The sequence below is a fragment of the Agrococcus beijingensis genome (assembly GCF_030758955.1).
Taxonomy (GTDB): Bacteria; Actinomycetota; Actinomycetes; order Actinomycetales; family Microbacteriaceae; genus Agrococcus; species Agrococcus beijingensis.
Genome location: NZ_CP132360.1, coordinates 2,594,550 through 2,615,368, shown reverse-complemented (window position 1 = coordinate 2,615,368; position 20,819 = coordinate 2,594,550). Strand labels below are relative to the sequence as shown.

The window sequence follows — 20,819 nt, the reverse complement described above, 5'->3', positions numbered from 1 at the left end:
AGGGTGGTCCGGCGGGGAGCGCGAGCCTAGCCTCGGAGCATGACGGTTCCCAACCCCGCATCCACCCCGGTCGCAGCCGGCTCGTACACCCCACCGCTGCCGCAGCAGCAGGGCATGCCGCAGCCGCAGGGCGGCGCGTGGCCGCCGCCGCTGCGCGACCCCGAGCCGCCCAAGCCGCCGCGCCCGCGGCTCACCAAGGAGGCGGCCGGCCGCGCCCGTCGCGCCGGCGCCGTCGGCGGCGGCATCGCGTGGCTGGGCCTCGGCATCACGCAGGCGTCGATCGTCCTGCTCGCGCTGCCCGCGATCGTCGCCGCGGTCGTCTACGGGCTCGGCTTCGCGGTCTCCGGCGGCCCGGTGAGCGCCACCGGCACGGTGCTGCCGCAGCTGCTCGACTGGCTGGCGTCGCCGCTCGCGATCGGCCTGATCGTCGGCATCCCGCTCGGCATCGCCGTCTGGCTGCTGGGCCTGTGGCTCTCGACCCGCATGCTGCGCCACGAAGGCATCGCTCGCCCCGTCGGCGTCACCTGGGCCGGCTTCGGCATCGCGGTGGCCGCCAACGCTCTGCTCGGCAGCGTCGGCTCGTTCACCTTCACGCCGTTCGCCGGCGGCCTTCCCTTATTCGGCATGCCGGGCGCCGACTTCGACGTCGATCGCTGGGACGGCACCGACTTCAGCGCCGGTGAGCGCCTCGACATCGATCCCGAGCTGCTCGAGCGCTTCGCCGACCCGGCCCAGCTGCTCGCGCTCGCGAGCCCCTGGGTGGCGCTCGGCACGCTCGCGTCGCTCATCATCCCCATCGTCATCGGCATCTTCACCTGGTGGTGGATGGCGCACGCGATGCGACCCCGCCCGATCGAGCCCGTCGAGGCGGCAGCCGAGCCCGAGGCGACGCCCGCCGCCTGACCGACCGCACGCATCCGCTCGTCGCACGGCAGCATCCGCTGCCCGTCATGCGAGCGGATGCGCTGCGTCACGGCAGGATGGACGGGTGACTGACGCGCTCGAGACCCCGCCCCGCCGCCCGCTGCTCGCGCTGATCGGGATCGGGCTGTTCGCGGGCTTCCTGTCGGGGCTGTTCGGCATCGGCGGCGGCATCGTGATCGTGCCGCTGCTGGTGCTGGCCGCCGGCTTCAAGCGGCGCCTGGCCGCGGGCACCTCGCTGGCCGCGATCGTGCCGGCGGCGCTCGTCGGCGTCGCGAGCTACGCCGCGCTGCAGCACGTCGACTGGATCGTCGCGCTCATCCTGGTGATCGGCTCGGTCGTGGGCGCCCAGGTGGGCGCGCACCTGCTGCACCGGCTGCCCGTGCAGGCGATCCGCTGGGGCTTCATCGTGTTCCTCACGGCCGTCGCCGTCAGCCTCTTCTTCGTCATCCCGTCGCGCGAGGCGACGCTCGAGCTCACGGCGCTGACGATCACGGGCCTCGTCGTGCTCGGCTTCATCACCGGCGTGCTGTCGGGCCTCCTCGGTGTCGGCGGCGGCATCGTGATCGTGCCGATGCTGATCCTGCTGTTCGGGCAGAGCGACCTGGTCGCAAAGGGCACGTCGCTCGCGATGATGATCCCGACCGCCATCTCGGGCACGATCGGCAACCTGCGGCGCAAGAACGTCGACATCCCCTCGGCGCTCGTCGTCGGCCTGTCGGCCTGCGTCACGACCGCGCTGGGCGCCGCGCTCTCGGTCGCGCTCGACCCGCAGGTCGCCAGCATCGTCTTCGGCGCCTTCCTGCTGGCGCTGATCGTGCGCCTGGTCTTCGAGGCGCGGAAGAAGGGCGCCGAGGAGTGATCCGCCGCGCCGTGCTGCTGGCCATCGGGCTGCTGCTGGCCGTCGCCGGCTCGGTCACCTCGGTCTTCCTGCTGCGCGCCTTCGGCGGCGAGGGCGCGGGCGGGGCCGGCTGGGTGGTGCTGGTGCCGCCGGCGCTGGCGCTGGTCGGCCTGGCGCTCGTCGTCGTCGCGGTGCTGGGCCTGCTGCGCGAGGGACGGCGGCGCGCCATGCCGCTCGCCGCGCAGCGCCCGGCGCCCGCGCCCGCGACCTCCGCGCGCTGGGAGCTCGCCGACGTCGCGAGCGAGGTCGCGCGGCGGCTGCAGGGCAGCCCGTGCTCGGTGCACCAGGAGGGCGAGCGCCTCGAGGTGCGCTGGGCGGGCGAACCGCTCGGGCAGCACCGCTGCGAGCTGCGCGACGGCGGCGACGGGATGCTCGTGCACGCCGACGTGATCGAGTCGCCGTTCGAGGTGCGGCGCCTGCACAACGGCATCGTCACCTGGGCGGGGCCGTCGCGGCACGGCCTGGGCGCGCCCGGCAGCGGCGCGTTCCGCACCCTCGACCGCAGCGGCGTGCACGACGCGGTCGACGAGGCGCTCGCACTCGCCGGCTGGAGCCGGCGGGGCTGACGTGGCGGCGCCATCGCGATCGACGAGCGGGCGCCCGCGCCACTGCGTGCCGCGAGCCCGCGCCCGCTGATCACCTGAGCAGGTGCGCCCAGGTGCCGGGGCCCACCGACGCGTCGACGGCGAGCCCCCGTGACGACTGGAACGAGCCTGCGCCGCCGTCACGCGGAAGCCCGAGCTGCCCAGACGGTTCATGACATCGACACGAGTCGCGAGAGTCAGCATGCGCTGACTCTGCACTCGATGATGTCCGGTTCTCGCCTGCACGGGATGCCCGTGCACGGAGCCGGCGGCCGATAGGCTCGAGTCGCCCACCGGTTCGCGAGCGTCGGCGTGCTCTGCGCCCTCCGCGTCCATGGGCGCTCGCACCCCCGCTTCGATCATCGAGGACTACCAGCCATGCTCCGACCTTCGTCCGTCCTCGAGTCCCGCGGCGCTGGCTCATCCCCTGGTGGATGGATCGAGGGCGCTCGGCAGAACTCGGCGCTGGGTCGCCGCTCCTGTGCGCGAGGTGCACGATGAAGTGCGGTCGAGGGTTCATCGTCGCGTGCGTGGTGGCCATCGCGGCCTGTGTCGTGGACCAGGGCACGAAGGCCATGGCGCTCGCCGGGTTGAGCGAGCAGGAGCGCATCCCGTTGATCGGCGACCTGCTGGGACTCCAGCTCGCGTTCAACCCCGGCGCGGTCATGTCTCTCGGATCCGACAGCACGTGGGTGTTCACCGTGCTCGGAGTCGCGGCGACGATCGCGCTGTTCTTCGCCGCGCGCCGGGCGACGTCGATCGGTTGGGCGAGCGCCATCGGGTTCGTCTGGGGCGGAGCGGCGGGCAACCTCATCGATCGTCTCTTCGCCCCGCCCGGCTTCGGCTATGGCCACGTCACCGACTTCCTCGCCTACGGCGACCTCTTCATCGGCAACCTCGCCGACGTGGCCATCGGGATCGGCGTGGGGCTGGGCATCCTCCAGATGCTCCGTGCCGAGCGATCCCGGTCGCGCGGTGAGCAACGACCCGACGAACTGCCGCAGCAAGAAGCGGCCGAGGCCTCGAAGGGCGATTGACGCCACGACGAGCGTGGCCGAGTGCGCTTGTCCACCGACACTACATCCGTGCGTGTATAGTCATCGTGTGCTGACTATAACTGATCGCCTCGATGTGATGAACCGGCTCGGCCGCGCGATGGCGGACCCGACCCGTTCACGGATCCTCCTGACCCTGCTCGACCGACCTATCTACCCGGCCGCGCTCGCCCGGGAGCTGGATCTGAGCCCATCCAACGTCTCGAACCATATGACCTGCCTTCGTGAGTGCGGCATCGTCGTGGCCGAGCCCGAGGGGCGCCGGACCCGGTACGAGATCGCCGACAAGCGCCTCACGCGTGCGCTCGCCGCCCTGCTCGACACCACCTTGGCAGTGAACCATGCAGCCGAATGCATCGACTCGGAGTGCGCGTTCCCGGAGCGCTGCACGGCAGGGGTGATGGCGTGATGCTGCTCTCCATCGTTCAGGCGATCGGCTTGTTCCTCGCCACCAACATCGACGACATCATCGTGCTCTCGCTGTTCTTCGCGCGGGGCGCCGGGCAACGCGGCACCACGGTTCGCATTCTGGTGGGGCAGTACCTGGGGTTCGCGGCCATCCTCGGTGCTGCCGTCCTCGTCACGCTCGGCGCCGGAGCGTTCCTGCCTCCCGAGGTCATCCCATACTTCGGCCTCATCCCACTGGCGTTGGGGCTGTGGGCCGCCTGGAAGGCCTGGCGCCGCGATGATGACGACGATGACGACGAGGCCAAGATCGAAGGCAAGAAGGTCGGGGTCTGGGCCGTGGCGGGAGTCACGTTCGCGAACGGGGGCGACAACATCGGCGTCTACGTCCCGGTCTTCCTCAGCGTGGGTCCTGCTGCCGTGGTCGCATACTGTGCCGTGTTCCTCGCGTTGGTCGCAGTGCTGGTCGCGGCCGCGAAGTTCATCGCCACACGACGTCCGATCGCAGAGGTGCTGGAGCGGTGGGAGCACATCCTCTTCCCGATCGTGCTGATCGGCCTCGGCATCTTCATCCTCGTGAGTGGCGGGGCCTTCGGCCTCTGACACGCGCGGCATTGGCTCCCGGGGCGATCGGTCGGATCGCCCCGGGAGCCATCAGCTTCTGCACGCGAGCACGAGCGCTCCGAAGGGTCGCGAGGAGTCGTGCATGGATCTCTTGCCGTCGCCGGTCGCCGAGCCCGCGGTGGGCGCGACACCAATCGCTCGATCGGTAGCGCGGCGGCGACGACTACAACGAGCCAGCTCCATTCCACGACCGGAGGCCTTCGGCTATCCGCAACTCCGGGCGGTGCTCACTCACGCGGCTACTTGACGACGTCGATCGACTCGGTCGGCGGCGGCAGCGTCAGCGTGCCGGTGCGCGTCATCCGGTCGTCGCGGCGCGCGCGCACCCACCAGACGGCGCCCACGATGAACGCGATCAGGCACGTGCCCGCCGCGACCATGATGGCGGCACGGGGACCCCACGCATCCGCCACCCAGCCCACGATCGGCGCCCCGATCGGCGTGCCGCCCATGAAGACGGCGCCGTAGAGCGCCATCACGCGGCCGCGCACCTCGGGCGCGCTGGTGAGCTGCACCATCGAGTTGGCGTTCGTCATGAACAGCTGCGCGGTGAAGCCGGCCACCACCAGCGCGACGCCGAACACGATGATGTGCGGCGAGACCGCCGCGAACGTGCAGCCGAGCACGAACAGGCCGAGGCCGCCGATGATGAAGGTGAAGCGCGGCCGCGTCGAGCGGGCCGCGAGCAGCGCGCCCGTCACCGAGCCGATCGCCATCGCGCTCGAGAGGATGCCGAAGGTGTCGGCCTGCGCGCGGTACTCGACGCTCGTCATGGTGGAGATGTAGATGGGGAAGTTCAGTCCGAAGGTACCGAGGATGAACGCCATCACGAAGATGATCATCAGGTCGCCGCGCTTGCGCACGTAGCGGAACCCCTGCACGATGTCGCCGAACCCCTTCGCCCGGCGCGGGCTCGGCTGCAGCTCGGAGCCGCGGATGCGCAGCAGCGCCACGATCATCGCGATGAACGTCACCGCGTTGATGAGGAAGACGGGCCCCGGGTCGACGAGCGCGATCAGCACGCCGGCGACGGCGGGGCCGACGAGGCGGGCGCCGTGGAACGACGCGGAGTTCAGCGCGACCGCGTTGGCGATGTCGTCTTGACCGACGAGCTCCGAGACGAAGGCCTGGCGCGCCGGCATGTCGAAGGCCTGCACGATGCCGAACGCGAGGGCGAAGAGCTGCACGTGCCACAGCTCGACCACCCCGGCAGTGACGACCACGCCCAGGATGAGGGCGAGCACGCCCATCGCCGACTGCGTCACCAGCAGGATCTTGCGCCGGTCGTACTTGTCGGCGATGAGCCCGGAGACGGGCACGAGCAGCAGCTGCGGGCCGAACTGCAGCGCCATGTTGAGGCCCACGGCCGTGGCGTCGTTGGCGGTGAGCACCGTCAGCACCGTCCACGACAGGGCCGTCGACTGCATCCACGCACCGACGTTGGAGATCAGGGCTCCGGTGAACCAGGTGCGGTAGTTGAACAGGCGCAGGCTCCGGAACATCATCGTTCGGAGAGCCTCTCGAGGATGGGGATGGCGCGCTCGAGCGTGTCGCGCTCCTCGGCGGTGAGCGCGTCGATCAGCTCGGCGAGGGCGCGGTTGCGGCGCTCGCGCGTCTCGCTGAGCATCTGCTCGCCCGAGTCGCTGATGGAGAAGAGCACCATGCGGCCGTCGCTCGGGTGGTCGCGGCGCTCGACGTAGCCGAGCGACTCGAGGTGCTGCAGTGTCTTCACCATGCTCGGCGGCTTCACGCACTCGGCGGCAGCGATGCGGGCGAGCGTGGGCTCCTCGACCATCTGGATCGCGCCGAGCGCGGACAGGTGGTGCAGCGACAGCGACTCGTCGCCGCGCTCGCGCCGCATGCGGCGGCCGACGCGCACCATCGCGACGCGGAGGGAGTCGGCGAGCACGAGGGAGGGCATGTCGTTAGCCTACCTCACGACCCCGAAGGCCGTCCACCACGGCGCTCGCGGACGGGTCGTGCATACGACAGCGCCGGCCTCCCGTGCAGGAGCCGGCGCTGTCGAGCCTGGTCCGTCGGCCGCGCCCGATCAGTCGTTCGAGTGTGCGGTGTCGACGGAGGCCGCCGAGACGCCGGAGTGATCGGGGGCGACGGGGGACGGCGCGGACAGCGGCTGCGGAGCCGGCTGCACCTGCGCGGGCTCGGCCGGCGGCATCGAGGCGGAGGCGGCCACGGTGGTGGGGGAGGGCGCGACGATGGCGTCGGCCACCGCGGCCTTCGCGCCGAGCAGCTCGGCGTCGAGCTGGGCGCCCTGCGCTCCCTGCAGCTGCACGCCGGCGACCGGAGCGCCGGCGACGTCGCGCACGTCGAGCGCGTTCGCGACGCTCATGGCGCCGATGCCGAGCGCGCCGACGCTCAGCACACCGGCCGTGCCGACGAGGATCCATTGGTTGCGCTTCATGGCTCCAGTCTCGTGCTCGACGGTGAGCGGCGCAGGAGCCCTAGATGAGAGCCCTCTCATCTTCGTCGGGCCGGAGCACCGCCAGCCCGACGCGCAGCTGCGTCTCGGCCGCGGCGAGGTCGCCCCGCTCGATCGGGGCGAGCGCGTGCGCGAGCACGTGCACGGCGGTGCGGTGCACGACGCGCGCCCGCTCGGGTCGGTGGCTCGCCAACCAGCGATCGGCCGCGGCGTCCAGCAGCCGCCGGAAGCCGACGGCCCGCGCGGCATCGGTCGTCAGCCCGATCGACGCGACCAGGTGCCCGAGCAGCGCCGCCTCGTCGTCGACCGGGTCGCCCAACCCCGCCGTGTCGATGTCGATGACCCCCGAGACGCGGCTCGGGTCGTCGGGGCTGACGAACAGCTGCCCCACGTGCAGATCGCCGTGGATGGTGCGCAGCTGCTCCGGCTCGACGACGAGGGCGGATGCGTCCGGTCCCGTGATCATCGCCGTCAGCGCGAGGAGCGGCTCGGCCAGGGCCGCCACGTCGACGCCCCGCTGCGCGTGCCGCTCGAGCGCGACGGTCGTGCGCTCGAGGTACCAGTCGTGGCGGGTCGCCAGCGACGCCCGCGCCTCGCGCCCGAGGTCGACGGCGGCGATGGCGGTGCGCAGGGCGTCGATGGAGTCGAGCAGGCGCGCGGGCTCGATCTCCGCCAGCCGCGCCGGCAGCGCGACGCCGTCGGCGGTCTCGGTGAGCACGATCCCGAGCTCCGACCACCCGGTGATGTGCGGCACGGGCACGCCGCCCTCGCGCAGGCGCTCCTGCAGCTGCACGATGGAGGCCGAGGCGGTGGGGCGCACGATCTTGAGGTACGTCTCCCGGTCGCCTGCACGCATCCGGAACATCGCGCGCTTGCCCGGTCGGTAGACGAGCAGCTCGGGGCGGCGGTCGATGGAGACGCCCAGGCGCCCCATGAGCGTCGCCGCGGCCTCCGGGAACGAGGCCGGCGCCAGCGCCGGCAGCCGCGGATCGGCGGGGTGGAGCCAGATGCGGGCCTCGGGGCGCTCGGGGTCGCCGAGCACGAAGCCGGTCTCGGCATCGACGCGCTTGCCCGAGGTGTCGACGTACCAGTAGCGGCTCTGCTCGCCGGCCTCCTCGAAGCCCGTCAGCGCCCCCGAGCCGTACGGCTCGCGGCTCAGCACCCGCAGCTCGCCGTCGAGATCTTCGCCGAGGGCATCGCGCAGCATCTGCTCCTCCGGGCTGCTGGGCGCGGGGCGGTCGACCGAGTGCTGCACGCGACCATCTCAGCAGATGCGGGGCTCGTGCGCTCGCCCGTGAGAGCCCTCTCACGATCCGTTCACCGGCCGCGCGCCCTCGGCAGGGTTGAATGGGGCCATGCCCGAGCTCGAGCGCCCCCGCCTGCGCGCGTGGACCGTGCGCTCGCGGATCGTCGGCATCCTCACCCTGCTGTCGCTGCTGACGGTCTTCTCCGCCGGCGGCGTCGCCTACCTGTGGGAGCGCACGCGGGTGATCGAGCAGATCGAGTCGAACCTCGACGCGGCGCTCGAATCGGCCGGCTTCGTGGTCGGGCAGCAGCGGTGGACATCCGCCGAGCAGGCGCTCGCCGCGATCGTGCAGCGGCTCGCGCCCGATGACAACACCGGCACCCTCGGCATCCTCGACGGGCGGGCACGCTGGGAGCCGTTCGCGACGCCCAGCGTGGCGCTCGACGAGCTGCCCGGCTTCGTCGACCGCGTGGTCGAGGAGACCGCCGGCCACGAGGTCGTGATCGGCACCTACGTGCACGAGGGCCAGAGCATCCGCTACATCGCCGCCCCCGTGACGGTCGGCGAGAGCGACCCGAGCCTGCCGCCGCCGGCGGTGTTCACCACCGGCTACGACGTCGGCGCCCAGCTCGCAGAGCTCGACGTCGCCGCGCGCATCTTCACGCTCACCGCGTTCGGCGCCACGGCGCTCGCCTTCCTCATCGGCCTGCTCGTCTCCGACCGGCTGCTGCGCCCGATCCGCCGCATCCGCGAGGTCGCCGAGCGCTCCTCGGCAGCGAGCCTCGCCGAGCGCATCCCGGTGGGCTCCGGCCGCGACGACGTCTCGCAGCTCGCGATCACCGTCAACGGCATGCTCGACCGGCTCGGCGGCGCGCTCGCCAGCCAGCGCGAGCTGCTGCGCGACGTCGGCCACGAGCTGAAGACGCCGCTGACGATCGTGCGCGGCCACCTCGAGCTGGTCGACGAGCACGACGCCGCCGACGTCGTCGCGACCCGCGACCTCGCGATCGACGAGCTCGACCGCATGGCGAGGCTCGTCGACGACCTGCGCGCTGCCGCGCGCCTGCGCGATCCGGGGGCCTTCGACCTTCGCGTGACGGATGTGGCGGCGCTGCTCGACGCCATCGCCCACAAGGCGAAGGCGATCGACGGAGCCGTCATCGACAGCCGGGTCGAGGCCGTCGCGGTGCGCGCGCGGCTCGACCCCGACCGCGTCACGCAGGCGATGCTGCAGTTCGTCGCCAACGCGGTGCGCCACGCCGAGGGCCCGATCACCATCGGCGGGCGCGTGCGCGACGAGGCGCTCGAGCTGTTCGTGCGCGATCGCGGCCCCGGCGTGCCCGACGAGCTGAAGGCGGTCATCTTCGAGCGGTTCAAGCGCGGCGTCGCCGAGGGGCGGGGCGACGACGGCTCGGGCCTCGGCCTCGCGATCGTGCAGATCATCGCCGAGGGGCACGACGGGTCGACGCGGGTCGTCGACGCCGACGGCGGCTCCGAGTTCGCGATCGTGCTGCCGACGGCGCTCGCCGCCGCCGGCGCCGCGAGCGACGCGCCGCGAACGGCCCAGGCGCAGCCCGCCGCCGCCGCGGCGTCGGTGCCCGCCCCGAGCGTGCCGGAGCCGCCCCGCCCGGGTGCGGCGACGCATCCGCGCACCGACGCTCGTCCGGTCGCTGCGGAGGCGAGCCAGGACGGCACCGCCCGAGGCGCCCGCGCCCCCGACCGCCCCGAGGAGCAGCCATGGCATCGATCCTGATCGCAGAGGACGAGGCGCGCATCGCCGCGTTCGTCGAGAAGGGCCTGACCGCGGCCGGCTTCACCACCCGCGTCGCGCCGACCGGGCCGGAGGCGCTCGACCTCGCGCTCACCGACGAGTTCGACCTGCTGGTGCTCGACATCGGCCTGCCGGGCATGGACGGCTTCGAGGTGCTCTCGCAGCTGCGCGGCTCGGGCTCGACGATGCCGGTCATCATCCTCACGGCGCGCGCCGGCGGCGCGGATACGGTGGCCGGCCTCGAGGGCGGCGCCGACGACTACATGGCGAAGCCGTTCCGCTTCGACGAGCTGCTCGCGCGCGTGCGGCTGCGCATGAGCTCCTCGGCCGCCGCCGGCGCCCCGGCTGCAGAGCTGGCGCATCAGGGGCTCGCGCTCGACATCCGCACGCGCCGCGCGACGGTCGACGGCCGCGGCGTCGACCTGTCGGGCCGCGAGTTCGCGCTGGCCGAGGAGCTCGTGCGCCACGCGGGGCAGGTGCTCTCGCGCGAGCAGCTGCTCTCACGCGTGTGGGGCTACGACTTCGATCCGGGCTCGAACGTCGTCGACGTCTACATCCGCTACCTGCGCAACAAGCTGGGCGCCGACCGCATCGAGACCGTGCGCGGCATGGGCTACCGGCTGGTCTGACGCGGAGCGTCGGCCTCGGGCGCCCCGTCAGGAAGCGGGGCGGATGCCTCCGGTCACGAGGGCGCGGTCGAGCAGCAGGTGCGCCGCGGCCGGATTGCGGTCGACGATGCGGATCGCATGGCCCAGCAGGTGCAGCGTCGTGAGCGCCGTGGTGTGCGCGTCGACGAGCCAGCGCTCGGCGGCGGCACCGGCGATGCCCTGCAGCACCGCGGCATCGGCGCTGCGCCCGGCGACCTCGTTGCGCACCGCGCTCGCGATCGCGTGGCCCACGAACGCCGCGCAGTCGTCGCTGGGATCGCCGAGCCCGGTCGTGTCGACGTCGATGACCGAGGAGACGGCCCCGTCGGTGCAGAAGATCTGGCCGATGTGCAGGTCGCCGTGGATCACCTGCGGCGGCCCGACCCTGCGCACGTTGGCGAGCAGGCCCGGCAGCAGGGCGCGCACGTCTGCGGCCCGCTCGGGCAGGCCGGCGGCGAGGCGCTCGACGTGCCAGTCGAGCCGCACGCCCACCGAGGCGCGGGCGATGCGGCGGGTGCGCACGCCCAGCAGCGCCTCGCGCAGCGCGTCGACCGCGTCGAGCAGCTCGGCGGCGGGCATCCGCGCCGCGACGACGGGGCCGGGCGTGCCGACCGCGTCGCGCACCACCACCACGCCGCTCGGCGACCAGTGCGCCACCTCGGGCGCGGGCACGCCGGCCGCGCGGCACGCCTCGTGGATCGCCACCAGCTCCTCGGCCTCGCCGGGCCGCACGACCTTCACGAACAGGTGCACGCCGTGCTGCGTCAGGCGCACGACCGCGCGGCGGCCCGGCCGGTAGGCGAGCACGCGCGCCTCGATCTCGCCCTCGCTGCCGGCCGCGCCCGCGATGCGCGCGAGCCGCTCGGGATCGACGGCGGTGCGCAGCGCCGGCAGCCGCGGATCGAGCGGGTGCTGCCAGATGCGCGCGACGGTCCCCTCGTGCGAGCGGATCACGAAGCCGGTCTCCTCGGCGACGGGCTGGCGCGAGGTGTCGACGAACCAGTCGCCGGCGCGCTCGCCGGCATCGATCGTGAAGCGGGCGATGCTGCCGTGGCCGAAGGGCTCGACCGCGATCAGGCGACCGGGTTCCCCGATCGCCTTCTCCAGCAACCGCTGCTCCAGCACCGCTCCATCGTCCCAGCGTCTGCTGAGACTCGCGAAGACGTCTCCACAGGTCTCGACGCTAAGGGGGGCGGATGCGGCGGGCTACGCCAGCGGTTCGGTCGCGTCGTCCGCGCGGCGGGCGAGCAGGCGCGACCGCAGCGGCGCGAACACGCGGTCGAGCACCTCCAGCGCCTCGACGTCGAGCCCGCTCAGGAAGAGCTCCTCGACGTGGCGGGCGTGCACGGGCCGGGTCTTGCGCAGCCGCGTGCGGCCTGCGTCGGTGAGCACCGCATCCGTCCCGCGCCGGTCGGTCGCGCTCGGCTCCCGCACGACGAGGCCCTGCCCCTCGAGCGCGCTGACGCGGTACGTGAGGCGGCCGGGCGCGAACGCGAGCTTGCGCGCGACGTCGCCCATGCGCATCCGCGTGCCGGGTGCCTCCGACAGCAGCAGCAGCACGTTGAAGTCGCCGAGGTCGAGGTCGCACGACGCTTTCAAGCGTCGCTCGAGCTCGTTCTCGAGCATCCGGGATCCCTCGAAGTACGCCCGCCAGGCGCGCGGGGCGAGGTCATCGGCACTCACGCGTGCCCCAGCATCTGCTCGAAGGAGAGGAAGGCGTCGCCCGACGTGTCGAAGGGGTCGGCCTCGCGGCGGCGGGGCATCGCGACCATCAGGTCGGCGAGCTCCTTGCCCTCGCGCTCGATGCGGCGGTCGAGCCCCGATGCGGTGCCCCAGTCCTCGCTGGCGGCGAAGATCGCGGTGGGCACGACCTGCGCCTTGAGGTAGGTGAACATCGGCCGCATGGCGGTGTCCATCACCATCGAGTGGCGTGCCGAGCCGCCGGTCGCGCCGAGCGCGGTCGGGATCGACGACAGCTGCCCCTCCTCGATCACGTCGAAGAACGACTTGAACAGGCCCGAGTACGACATGTTGAAGGTCGGCGTCACGGCGATGATCGCCTCGGCGTCGATGACCTCCTTGATGGCCGCGTCGAGCGCCTCCGAGGGGTTGTGCGTGAGCATGTGCGAGGCGATGTCGCCGGCCAGCGGCCGCAGCACGATGTCGACGGCCTCCGCGTGCTGGCCGTGCCCGGCGAGCGCGCGGAGCGTCGCGTCGCGCAGGCGATCGGCGAGCAGCCTGGTGCTCGACGGCTCGCCCAGCCCGGCCGAGACGACGGCGATGCGCGGCTTGGTCATGCTCGCTCGCCCGCCTGCTGCGCGATCGCGGCTCCGGTGTCGAGGTCGTCGCGCGCGCCCTGCTGCTTCCAGGCGTTGCCCTGCTCGCCGAGCTGCGTGCCCGCCTCGACGGCCTTGGCGACGCGCGCGGCGTGCGTGGGCGCATCCGGAACCCCGGCCTGCCGCACCGAGTCGAACTCGCGGCGCAGCACCGGCACCACCTCGGTGCCGAGGATCTCGATCTGCTCGAGCACCTCCTCGAGCGGCAGTCCGGCGTGGTCGACGAGGAACAGCTGGCGCTGGTAGTCGCCGGCGTAGTCGCGGAACGAGAGCGTGCGCTCGATGACCTGCTCGGGCGTGCCGACGGTGAGCGGCGTCATCTCGGTGAACTCCTCGAGCGTCGGGCCGTGGCCGTAGACGGGAGCCACGTCGAAGAAGGGGCGGAAGCGCTCCTTCGCCTCGCGCTCGGTCGGCTTCATGAAGATCTGGCCGCCGAGGCCGACGATCGCCTCCTCGGGGGCGCCGTGGCCGTAGTGGGCGAAGCGCGCGCGGTAGAGCTGCACCATGCGCTCCGTGTGCTCCTTGTTCCAGAAGATGTTGTTGTGGAAGAAGCCGTCGCCGTAGTACGCGGCCTGCTCGGCGATCTGCGGCGAGCGGATCGAGCCGTGCCAGACGAAGGGCGCGACGCCGTCGAGCGGCGCGGGCGTCGAGGTGTAGCCGGTGAGCGGCGTGCGGTGCTTGCCCTGCCAGTTGACGACCGGCTCGCTCCACAGCTTGCGCAGCAGCGCGTAGTTCTCGATCGCGAGCTCGATGCCGTCGCGGATGTCCTTGCCGAACCACGGGTAGACGGGGCCGGTGTTGCCGCGGCCGAGCGTCAGATCGACGCGGCCGTCGCTGAGGTGCTGCAGCATCGCGAAGTCCTCGGCGATCTTCACCGGGTCGTTCGTCGTGATGAGCGTCGTCGCGGTCGAGAGGATGAGCCGCTCGGTCTGCGCGGCGATGTAGCCGAGCGCGGTCGTGGGCGAGGAGGAGAAGAACGGCGGATTGTGGTGCTCGCCGGCGGCGAAGACGTCGAGGCCGACCTCCTCGGCCTTCTTCGCCATCGCGACCCAGCCCTTGATGCGCTCGTGCTCGCTGGGGGTGCGGCCGGTCGTGGGGTCCTGGGTGATGTCGCTCACCGAGAAGATGCCGAACTGCATGCTGCTCATGGGGTGTCCTTCCGTCACGGGCAAGTCTTTCAAACTTGAACGATAGATGCAACGGGCAGTTCCCGCGAGGTATTCCCGCCTCGGTGGGTTCGCAAGCATGGTGGCACAGCGAGCCGCCAGCGATCTCAACGTGCCAGGTGCGTGCATGACGCAGGGAGTGCGGCATAGGCGCACCTGACACGTTGAGATCCCGTCAGACGCTGGTCGTCGGGTCGCCCGCGAGCCCCTCGTCGGTGGCGGATGCCGCGTCGGCGGGGTGGCGCTGGGCGCGGCTGAGCAGCACGAAGGGGATCGCGGCCGCCGAGATGGCGCCGCTCAGCAGCAGCGAGAAGCCGTAGCCGCCCAGGTCGGCCGAGCGGCCGAGGATCGGCTGCGCGATGACGCTGCCGCCCGATCCCAGCAGCGAGTCGAACGACAGCACCGTCGCGCGCTGCTTCGAGGGGATCATGTCGTTGAGATAGGCGCGGTGGACGGGGTCGTCGATCGACGACATCACGCCCCAGACGGCGACCAGCACGATCGCCACCCAGAAGCTGGGCTGCAGCCCCAGCCCGATCAGCACCACCACGCCCGCGACGGTGGCGAGCAGGATCGTCGACGTGCGCTTGCGGAACAGCCGCCGCACCCGTGGCGCCAGCAGCCCGCCCAGCATCGCCGAGCCCGAGAGCACCGCGGCCGCGAGCCCCGCGATCGAGTACGCCTCGGGGTCGCCCCAGAGCTCGAGCAGGTAGGGCTGCAGCGCGTAGAACGCGTAGAAGCCGACACCCGCGGTGAAGGGGCTCGCGAGCATCAGCCACCGCACCGGCGGATTGCCCAGCCCGTGCGTGATCGACGAGCGCAGCACCGTGCGGGTCGCGGCGATCGGGCCCTGCGAGCGATCCGGCGTGAAGCCGACGTCGCGCATCAGCAGCCCCGCGACGACCACCATCGCGACCAGCACGCCCGCCCGGATCAGGAACGGCACGCCCAGGTCGGTCAGCTGCGCGATCACGCCGCCGAGCACCGAGCCGACCAGCATGGCGCCGCCGCTGACGATCATCGAGCGGCCGAACACGGTCTCGAGGCTGCCGGTGTACCCGCTGGCCTTGAGCGCGTCGACGAGCCACGCATCCACGGCTCCCGTGAAGAACGTGAAGCCGAGCCCGAGCAGCACCGACACCAGCGCCCAGCCCCAGAACGGCGCTTCCCACAGCCACATCAGCCAGTAGAGGGTGGTGGTGACGGCGAGCGTCAGGCTGCCGAGCAGGTACGAGGCGCGGCGCCCGAGCGTGTCGGCGACGACCCCCGTCGGGATCTCGAAGACGAGCACGCCCACCGTGTAGAACGCGTTGGCGGCGAACGCCTCGAAGTTCGTCAGCCCCGCATCGAGCAGGAAGAGCGTGTTGATGCCCCAGATGAACGACGCCGCGAGCGTGTTGCCGAGCACCAGCACGTAGTAGGTGCCCTGCACGCGGCGGGGGCTGGGCAGGGCGCGCATCGCTGGGTTCACGGCGTCAGAACAGCTGGCGCCAGTTGGTGCGAGCCAGGTCGAGCAGCTCGTCGCCGCGCCCCGACAGCACGGTGCGGATCGCGTAGAGCGCGAAGCCCTTCGCCTGCTCGAACGCGATCGTCGGCGGGATCGTCAGCTCCAGCGAGTCGCAGACGACGTCGACCAACGCCGGCCCGTCGTGCGCGAACGCCTCGGTGAGGGCGGCGTCGACGCCGTCGGAGTCCTCGACGCGGATGCCCTTGATGCCCATCGCCTCGGCCACGGCCGCGAAGTCGGGGTTCTCCAGCTCGGTGGCGAACGGCATCAGGCCGGCCGCCTTCATCTCGAGGTCGACGAAGTTGAGCGACGAGTTGTTGAACACCACGACCTTGGCGGGCAGCTGGTTCTGCGTGAGCGTCAGCAGATCGCCCAACAGCATGGTCAGGCCGCCGTCGCCCGAGAGCGTGATCGTCTGCCGCGCGCGATCCTGGCCGAGCACGCCGATCGCCTGCGGCACCGCGTTGGCCATCGACCCGTGGCTGAACGATCCCAGCAGGCGACGCCTGCCGTTCATCGTGAGATAGCGGGATGCGTAGACCACCGGAGAGCCGACGTCCGGGATGAAGACGGCGTCGTCCGCGGCCAGCTCGCTGATGCGCCGCGCCAGGTACTGGGGGTGCACGGCCCTGCCCCTGCCGGCAGGGGTCGCGAGGTCATCGAGCTTCTCGCGCGTCTTGGCGTAGTGCTTCTGGGCGTCCTGCAGGTGCTTGCCGCGCTTCTGCTCGAGCAGGGGCAGCAGCGCCTCCAGCGTCTCGCGCACGCCGCCGACGAGCCCGACATCGATGGGGTGCCTGCGCCCCAGCTGCGATCCGCGGATGTCGACCTGCACGATCGTCGCGTTGTCCGGGTAGAACTGCGGATACGGGAAGTCGGTGCCCAGCACCAGCACCGCATCCGCATCGAACATCGCCCGGTAGCCGCTGGCGAAGCCGAGCAGGCCCGTCATGCCGACGTCGTAGGGGTTGTCGTGCTCGAGGTGCTCCTTGCCGCGCATCGCGTGCACGATCGGGGCGCCCAGCCGCTCGGCCGCCGCCAGCACCTCGGCGTGCGCGCCCGCGGTGCCCGCGCCGCCCAGGATCGTCACCCGCTTCGCGCCGTTCAGCGCGTCAGCGGCCTCGCGCAGCTGCTCGGCGACCGGCACCGTCGCCGACTGCGCGCGCCGGATCACGGTGCGCCGGTCGTCGGCGATCGGGGCGGAGGCGACGTCGCCGGGGATCACCAGCACCGCCACGCCGCGCTGCTCGAGCGCGGCGCGCATCGCGATCTCGAGCAGCCTGGGCATCTGCTCGGGCGAGGCGACGTACTCGACGTAGACGGAGCACTCGCGGAAGAGCTCCTGCGGGTGCGTCTCCTGGAAGTAGTTCGTGCCGATCTCGACCGTCGGGATGTGCGCGGCGATCGCCAGCACCGGCACCCTGCTGCGGTTGGCGTCGAAGAGCCCGTTGATGAGGTGCAGGTTGCCAGGGCCGCAGCTGCCCGCGCACACCGCGAGCTCGCCGGTCATCTCGGCCTCCGCCCCGGCCGCGAAGGCGGCGGTCTCCTCGTGGCGCACGTGCACCCACTCGAGGGCGTCCTCGGTGCGGATCGCCTCGGTGAACGCGTTGAGCGAGTCGCCGGGCAGCCCGTAGACGCGCCGGACGCCGTTGCTGACGAGCGTCTGGACGATGTTCTCCGCGACCGACCCCATGCCGCCACCCTGGCACGCCGACGCGGTCACGGACAGGGCGGATGCGCGGTGGAGCTGGGGAGGGATGCCATTTCTGGCATCCCTCGCGACCCCAACGCCGGGGCGCGTCCCGCGCCCCGGGACTCGCCCGGCAGTTGGCGCGCGCGTCACGATCCGTGCCTCATCACCCGCGTGCGCGTGCGCGTGCGTGCGCACGCGGGCACGTGCACGCGATAGCAACCGAACCTCCGAATGCCTCTGCGAGCGCTTCGGTACCGTTGCCGACCGCGCGCCGACCCGCTTCGTCGCGCCACGAATCGAAACAGAAGAGAAGAGACGAAACCCACGATGCCTTCGCACCAACTGCAGCCCCCAGCGCCCACGCCCGCCGACCGCCCGTCGGCAGCCGACGCATCCGCCCCCTCGACACCCGGCGTCACCCCCGACACCGGCGAGATGCGCAGGCTCGAGGTCAGCGACGTGCTGGTGGTGAAGCAGCGCAAGGTGCGCACGGCGATCACGGGCACCGTGGTCGGCAACTTCATGGAGTGGTTCGACTTCGGCATCTACGGCTACCTGGCCGTGACGATGACGGCCGTCTTCACCGCGGGCATGGAGAGAGCCTCGGCCTGCTCGTGGTGCTGCTCGGCTTCGCGATCTCGTTCCTGGTGCGCCCGCTCGGCGGGCTGGTGCTCGGCCCGCTGGGCGACCGGATCGGCCGCCAGAAGGTGCTGTTCTTCACGATGGCGATGATGGCGCTCGCAACCGCGCTCATCGGCCTGCTGCCGACGGCTGCGCAGATCGGGGCCTGGGCGATCATCCCGCTCTACCTGCTGAAGATGGTGCAGGGCTTCTCGACCGGCGGCGAGTACGCCGGCGCCACCACCTACGTGTCGGAGTTCAGCCCCGACCGCACGCGCGGCTTCTGGTCGTCGTGGCTCGACGTCGGCTCGTACGTCGGCTTCGCCGCCGGTGCCTCGACCGTCGCCCTCACCACGGGCATCGTCGAGGCCGTGTCGGGCCCGGATGCGATGGTCGCGTACGGCTGGCGCATCCCGTTCCTGATCGCGATCCCGCTCGGCGCCGTGGCGATCTGGTTCCGCCTGCGGATCCCCGAGACGCCCGCGTTCGAGGCCTCGCAGGAGGCCGCCGCGGCGGGCGCCGACCAGCACGACGCGGTCGCCGACAAGGACGACCCGCTGGCTCGCCACGGCGTGCTCGGCATCATCAAGCACCACTGGCGCACGATCCTCATCGCGATGGCCGTCGTGGCCGCGACGAACACCGCGGGCTACGCGCTCACCAGCTACATGCCCGCCTACCTCGAGACGACGGTCGGCCTGTCGAGCCTGTGGGCCGCGATCGCGACCGTGCCGGTGCTGCTCGTGATGTCGGCATGCCTGCCGCTCGTGGGCAGGCTCTCCGACCGCATCGGCCGCAAGCCCGTCTACCTGATGGCCGCCGCCTCGGTGGTGGTGCTCGTGCTGCCGGCGTTCGCGCTCATGCAGCTGGGCGAGCTGTGGGCCGTGATGATCGCGCTGTCGATGATGGCCGTGCCCGTGGCGCTCTGGATCGGCTGCTCGGCGGCGACCCTGCCCGCCCTGTTCCCGACGGCGTCGCGCTTCGGCGCGATGGCGATCGCCTACAACCTGTCGGTCTCGCTGTTCGGCGGCACCACGCCGCTGTTCAGCCAGGCGCTCATCGACCTCACCGGCAACACCTACATGCCGGCGTTCTACATCATGTTCTTCGGCATCATCGGCGGTCTCGCGGTGCTGTTCATGCGCGAGACCGCGAAGGCGCCGCTGATCGGCTCGGTGCCGACGGTCGAGACGCGCGCCGAGGCGGTCGAGCTGGTCGCGGGACAGGACGACAACCCGCTCATCGACACCACGTCGATGCCGTTGCTGGCCAGCGCGCCCGAGCCGGAGCCCGAGCTGGCCGGCGCGGCCCGGTAGCTCGGCTGGTCGCCGGCGCCGCCCGCGTCCCGGGCTGGCACCTCTCGGCGTGAGAGGCGCAGGCGGAAGCCCGAACGGGCCTCCGCTCATGGCTCCAGCGCGCTACTCGGCGGGCGTGGTGGCCGGCGGCCCTCGGCCCGGGACGGGCCTCGGCGCTGGCTTCGCGGCGGAGGCCCGAAAGGGCCTCCGCTCCTAGCTCAAGCGCGCTATTCGGCGGGCGTGGTGGCCGGCGGAGCGTGGTCAGGACGCGCCTCGGCGCCCGGCCCGCGCAGCTTCTCCAGCGCATCCATCAGGTGGTAGATCACGAGCGTCGCGACGGTGCCGAGCACGATGCCGCCGAACGAGATCTGGCCGGCCGAGAGCGTGAAGTCGGCGATGGCGACGATCAGGCCGACGCCGGCGGCGAACTGGTTGCGCGGCTTCGAGAAGTCGACGTGGTTCTCGACCCAGATGCGCACGCCGATGATGCCGATCAGGCCGTAGAGCGCGGTGGTGACGCCGCCCAGCACGCCGGCGGGGGTCGCGAAGATGATCGCGCCGACCTTCGGCGAGAGGCCGAGCAGGATCGCCGTGATCGCCGCCACCCAGTAGGCGGCGGTCGAGAAGACGCGGGTCGCGCTCATCACGCCGATGTTCTCGCCGTATGTGGTGGTGGGCGAGCCGCCGAAGACGCCCGACAGCGTCGTCGCGATGCCGTCGGCGAAGAGCGCCCGGCCCGCGAGCGGGTCGAGGTCGCGGTTGATGAGCTGGCCGACGCCCTTCACGTGGCCGAGGTTCTCGGCGATGAGCGGCAGCACGACGGGCACGAACATGAGGATCGCCGGCAGCAGCGCCGGGTCGAAGGTGGGCGAGGTGAATTCGGGCAGCCCGAACCAGGGTGCGGCCTCGACAGCGCTCCAGTCGACCTTGCCCATGAGCGCAGCCACGACGTAGCCCACGACGACGCCGACGAGGATGGCGAGCCGCCCCACGAGGCCGCGGAACAGCACCGAGGTCAGGATCACCGCGAGCAGCGTGATCGCCGCCAGCAGCGGGTCGGCGACGAAGTTGTCGCGCGCGGCCGGCGCCAGGTTGAAGCCGATGAGGGCCACGATCGTGCCCGAGACGACGGGCGGCATGACGGCGGCGATCCAGCGGGTGCCCGAGAAGTGCACGATCACGCCGATGATCGCCAGCAGCAGGCCGACCAGGATGATCCCCGAGAGCGCGAAGCCGGGGCCGCCGATCTCGGTCGCCGCGCCGATCGGCGCGAGGAACGCGAACGACGAGCCGAGGTAGCTGGGCAGCCGGTTCTTCGTGATCAGCAGGAACAGGATCGTGCCGACTCCCGAGAAGAGCAGCGTCGTCGACGGCGGGAAGCCGGTGATGATCGGCACCAGGAACGTGGCGCCGAACATCGCCACCACGTGCTGCATGCCGAGCCCGATGGTGCGGCCCCAGCCGAGGCGCTCCTCGGGGAGCACGATGTCGGATGCGGTGAGGTGCGTCGCGTCGCGGTGGCGCCAGGAGAACATGCGGTGCTTCACTCTCGGGGTCGATCGAGGCGCGGCGGTCACCGCTCCTTCGGATCGTAGTGGCGCTCGGGGATC

At 72.0% G+C, this 20,819-nt stretch carries 19 protein-coding genes and 1 pseudogene; 9 read left to right on the top strand and 11 right to left on the bottom strand.

Annotated elements, in window-relative coordinates; translation table 11 throughout:
- The first annotated feature begins 39 nt into the window (after nucleotides 1-39).
- The 6 genes from Q9250_RS12805 to Q9250_RS12780 all read left to right on the top strand — a co-directional run bounded on the left by Q9250_RS12805 (nucleotide 40) and on the right by Q9250_RS12780 (nucleotide 4,469).
- Nucleotides 40-903: a hypothetical protein gene (locus Q9250_RS12805; protein ID WP_306232254.1), complete on the top strand. Its 864-nt coding sequence runs from the start codon at nucleotides 40-42 to the stop codon at nucleotides 901-903.
- A gap of 85 nt (nucleotides 904-988) precedes the next feature.
- Nucleotides 989-1,783 carry a sulfite exporter TauE/SafE family protein gene (locus tag Q9250_RS12800; protein WP_306232253.1) on the top strand — a complete coding sequence of 265 codons (795 nt, stop codon included), beginning with the start codon at nucleotides 989-991 and terminating at the stop codon, nucleotides 1,781-1,783.
- An 11-nt stretch (nucleotides 1,784-1,794) separates the two neighbouring features.
- On the top strand, nucleotides 1,795-2,388 hold the full coding sequence (locus tag Q9250_RS12795) for a hypothetical protein (RefSeq protein WP_306232252.1): 594 nt from the start codon (nucleotides 1,795-1,797) through the stop codon (nucleotides 2,386-2,388).
- A 548-nt stretch (nucleotides 2,389-2,936) separates the two neighbouring features.
- Nucleotides 2,937-3,443: a signal peptidase II gene (locus Q9250_RS12790; RefSeq protein WP_306232251.1), complete on the top strand. Its 507-nt coding sequence runs from the start codon at nucleotides 2,937-2,939 to the stop codon at nucleotides 3,441-3,443.
- 67 nt (nucleotides 3,444-3,510) lie between these two features.
- Nucleotides 3,511-3,870 (top strand): Cd(II)/Pb(II)-sensing metalloregulatory transcriptional regulator CmtR, encoded by a 360-nt coding sequence (gene cmtR / locus Q9250_RS12785; RefSeq protein ID WP_306232250.1) that lies wholly within the window; start codon nucleotides 3,511-3,513, stop codon nucleotides 3,868-3,870.
- Nucleotides 3,870-4,469 (top strand): cadmium resistance transporter, encoded by a 600-nt coding sequence (locus Q9250_RS12780; RefSeq protein WP_422665106.1) that lies wholly within the window; start codon nucleotides 3,870-3,872, stop codon nucleotides 4,467-4,469. Before cmtR ends, Q9250_RS12780 begins: the two co-directional genes overlap by 1 nt.
- 260 nt (nucleotides 4,470-4,729) lie before the next feature.
- On the opposite strand, the gene Q9250_RS12775 is transcribed toward Q9250_RS12780, so the two are convergent.
- From Q9250_RS12775 to Q9250_RS12760, 4 genes are all read right to left on the bottom strand, one after another.
- Nucleotides 4,730-5,995: an MFS transporter gene (locus Q9250_RS12775; protein ID WP_306232248.1), complete on the bottom strand. Its 1,266-nt coding sequence runs from the start codon at nucleotides 5,993-5,995 to the stop codon at nucleotides 4,730-4,732.
- Nucleotides 5,992-6,411 carry a MarR family winged helix-turn-helix transcriptional regulator gene (locus tag Q9250_RS12770; protein ID WP_306232247.1) on the bottom strand — a complete coding sequence of 140 codons (420 nt, stop codon included), beginning with the start codon at nucleotides 6,409-6,411 and terminating at the stop codon, nucleotides 5,992-5,994. The genes Q9250_RS12775 and Q9250_RS12770 overlap by 4 nt, the downstream gene beginning before the upstream one ends.
- Before the next feature lie 129 nt (nucleotides 6,412-6,540).
- Nucleotides 6,541-6,912 (bottom strand): hypothetical protein, encoded by a 372-nt coding sequence (locus Q9250_RS12765; protein ID WP_306232246.1) that lies wholly within the window; start codon nucleotides 6,910-6,912, stop codon nucleotides 6,541-6,543.
- A 40-nt stretch (nucleotides 6,913-6,952) separates the two neighbouring features.
- Entirely contained in the window at nucleotides 6,953-8,185 is a 1,233-nt protein-coding gene (locus tag Q9250_RS12760) for a phosphotransferase family protein (protein WP_306232245.1), read from the bottom strand.
- A gap of 100 nt (nucleotides 8,186-8,285) precedes the next feature.
- Here Q9250_RS12760 and Q9250_RS12755 point away from each other — a divergent pair, with 100 nt between their 5' ends.
- Together Q9250_RS12755 and Q9250_RS12750 are read left to right on the top strand one after the other, a co-directional pair.
- Nucleotides 8,286-9,929, top strand: a complete 1,644-nt coding sequence (locus tag Q9250_RS12755) for a sensor histidine kinase (protein ID WP_306232244.1) — start codon at nucleotides 8,286-8,288, stop codon at nucleotides 9,927-9,929.
- Nucleotides 9,914-10,576: a response regulator transcription factor gene (locus Q9250_RS12750; RefSeq protein WP_306232243.1), complete on the top strand. Its 663-nt coding sequence runs from the start codon at nucleotides 9,914-9,916 to the stop codon at nucleotides 10,574-10,576. The genes Q9250_RS12755 and Q9250_RS12750 overlap by 16 nt, the downstream gene beginning before the upstream one ends.
- Before the next feature lie 27 nt (nucleotides 10,577-10,603).
- Here Q9250_RS12750 and Q9250_RS12745 read toward each other — a convergent pair whose 3' ends face one another.
- From Q9250_RS12745 to poxB, 6 genes are all read right to left on the bottom strand, one after another.
- The gene (locus Q9250_RS12745) at nucleotides 10,604-11,719 is read right to left on the bottom strand and encodes a phosphotransferase (RefSeq protein WP_306232242.1); all 1,116 of its coding nucleotides are present in this window, start codon (nucleotides 11,717-11,719) and stop codon (nucleotides 10,604-10,606) included.
- Nucleotides 11,720-11,800: 81 nt separating this feature from the next.
- A complete protein-coding gene (locus Q9250_RS12740; protein ID WP_306232241.1) occupies nucleotides 11,801-12,277 on the bottom strand; it encodes a MarR family winged helix-turn-helix transcriptional regulator in 477 nt (158 codons plus the stop codon).
- A complete protein-coding gene (locus Q9250_RS12735; protein ID WP_306232240.1) occupies nucleotides 12,274-12,891 on the bottom strand; it encodes a CE1759 family FMN reductase in 618 nt (205 codons plus the stop codon). The genes Q9250_RS12740 and Q9250_RS12735 overlap by 4 nt, the downstream gene beginning before the upstream one ends.
- Nucleotides 12,888-14,069 (bottom strand): LLM class flavin-dependent oxidoreductase, encoded by a 1,182-nt coding sequence (locus Q9250_RS12730; protein ID WP_306233996.1) that lies wholly within the window; start codon nucleotides 14,067-14,069, stop codon nucleotides 12,888-12,890. Before Q9250_RS12730 ends, Q9250_RS12735 begins: the two co-directional genes overlap by 4 nt.
- Nucleotides 14,070-14,271: 202 nt before the next feature.
- On the bottom strand, nucleotides 14,272-15,555 hold the full coding sequence (locus Q9250_RS12725) for an MFS transporter (RefSeq protein ID WP_306233995.1): 1,284 nt from the start codon (nucleotides 15,553-15,555) through the stop codon (nucleotides 14,272-14,274).
- 16 nt (nucleotides 15,556-15,571) lie between these two features.
- Nucleotides 15,572-17,293 carry a ubiquinone-dependent pyruvate dehydrogenase gene (poxB, locus tag Q9250_RS12720; protein WP_306232239.1) on the bottom strand — a complete coding sequence of 574 codons (1,722 nt, stop codon included), beginning with the start codon at nucleotides 17,291-17,293 and terminating at the stop codon, nucleotides 15,572-15,574.
- A 435-nt stretch (nucleotides 17,294-17,728) separates the two neighbouring features.
- On the opposite strand from poxB, the pseudogene Q9250_RS12710 reads away from it, so the two are divergent.
- Nucleotides 17,729-19,230, top strand: a pseudogene (locus Q9250_RS12710) (MFS transporter).
- Between the two features lie 206 nt (nucleotides 19,231-19,436).
- Here the strand turns inward: Q9250_RS12710 and Q9250_RS12705 are convergent.
- Entirely contained in the window at nucleotides 19,437-20,744 is a 1,308-nt protein-coding gene (locus tag Q9250_RS12705) for a uracil-xanthine permease family protein (RefSeq protein WP_306232236.1), read from the bottom strand.
- Nucleotides 20,745-20,819: the final 75 nt, after the last annotated feature.

Excerpts from the sequence above, each read along its gene's own strand:
- Q9250_RS12770 (WP_306232247.1), bottom strand. The coding sequence starts at position 6,411 with ATGCCCTCCCTCGTGCTCGCCGACTCCCTCCGCGTCGCGATGGTGCGC.
- Q9250_RS12750 (WP_306232243.1), top strand. The coding sequence starts at position 9,914 with ATGGCATCGATCCTGATCGCAGAGGACGAGGCGCGCATCGCCGCGTTC.
- Q9250_RS12725 (WP_306233995.1), bottom strand. The coding sequence starts at position 15,555 with ATGCGCGCCCTGCCCAGCCCCCGCCGCGTGCAGGGCACCTACTACGTG.
- Q9250_RS12730 (WP_306233996.1), bottom strand. The coding sequence starts at position 14,069 with ATGCAGTTCGGCATCTTCTCGGTGAGCGACATCACCCAGGACCCCACG.
- Q9250_RS12735 (WP_306232240.1), bottom strand. The coding sequence starts at position 12,891 with ATGACCAAGCCGCGCATCGCCGTCGTCTCGGCCGGGCTGGGCGAGCCG.
- Q9250_RS12755 (WP_306232244.1), top strand. The coding sequence starts at position 8,286 with ATGCCCGAGCTCGAGCGCCCCCGCCTGCGCGCGTGGACCGTGCGCTCG.
- Q9250_RS12780 (WP_422665106.1), top strand. The coding sequence starts at position 3,870 with ATGCTGCTCTCCATCGTTCAGGCGATCGGCTTGTTCCTCGCCACCAAC.
- Q9250_RS12775 (WP_306232248.1), bottom strand. The coding sequence starts at position 5,995 with ATGATGTTCCGGAGCCTGCGCCTGTTCAACTACCGCACCTGGTTCACC.
- Q9250_RS12805 (WP_306232254.1), top strand. The coding sequence starts at position 40 with ATGACGGTTCCCAACCCCGCATCCACCCCGGTCGCAGCCGGCTCGTAC.
- poxB (WP_306232239.1), bottom strand. The coding sequence starts at position 17,293 with ATGGGGTCGGTCGCGGAGAACATCGTCCAGACGCTCGTCAGCAACGGC.
- Q9250_RS12765 (WP_306232246.1), bottom strand. The coding sequence starts at position 6,912 with ATGAAGCGCAACCAATGGATCCTCGTCGGCACGGCCGGTGTGCTGAGC.
- Q9250_RS12705 (WP_306232236.1), bottom strand. The coding sequence starts at position 20,744 with ATGTTCTCCTGGCGCCACCGCGACGCGACGCACCTCACCGCATCCGAC.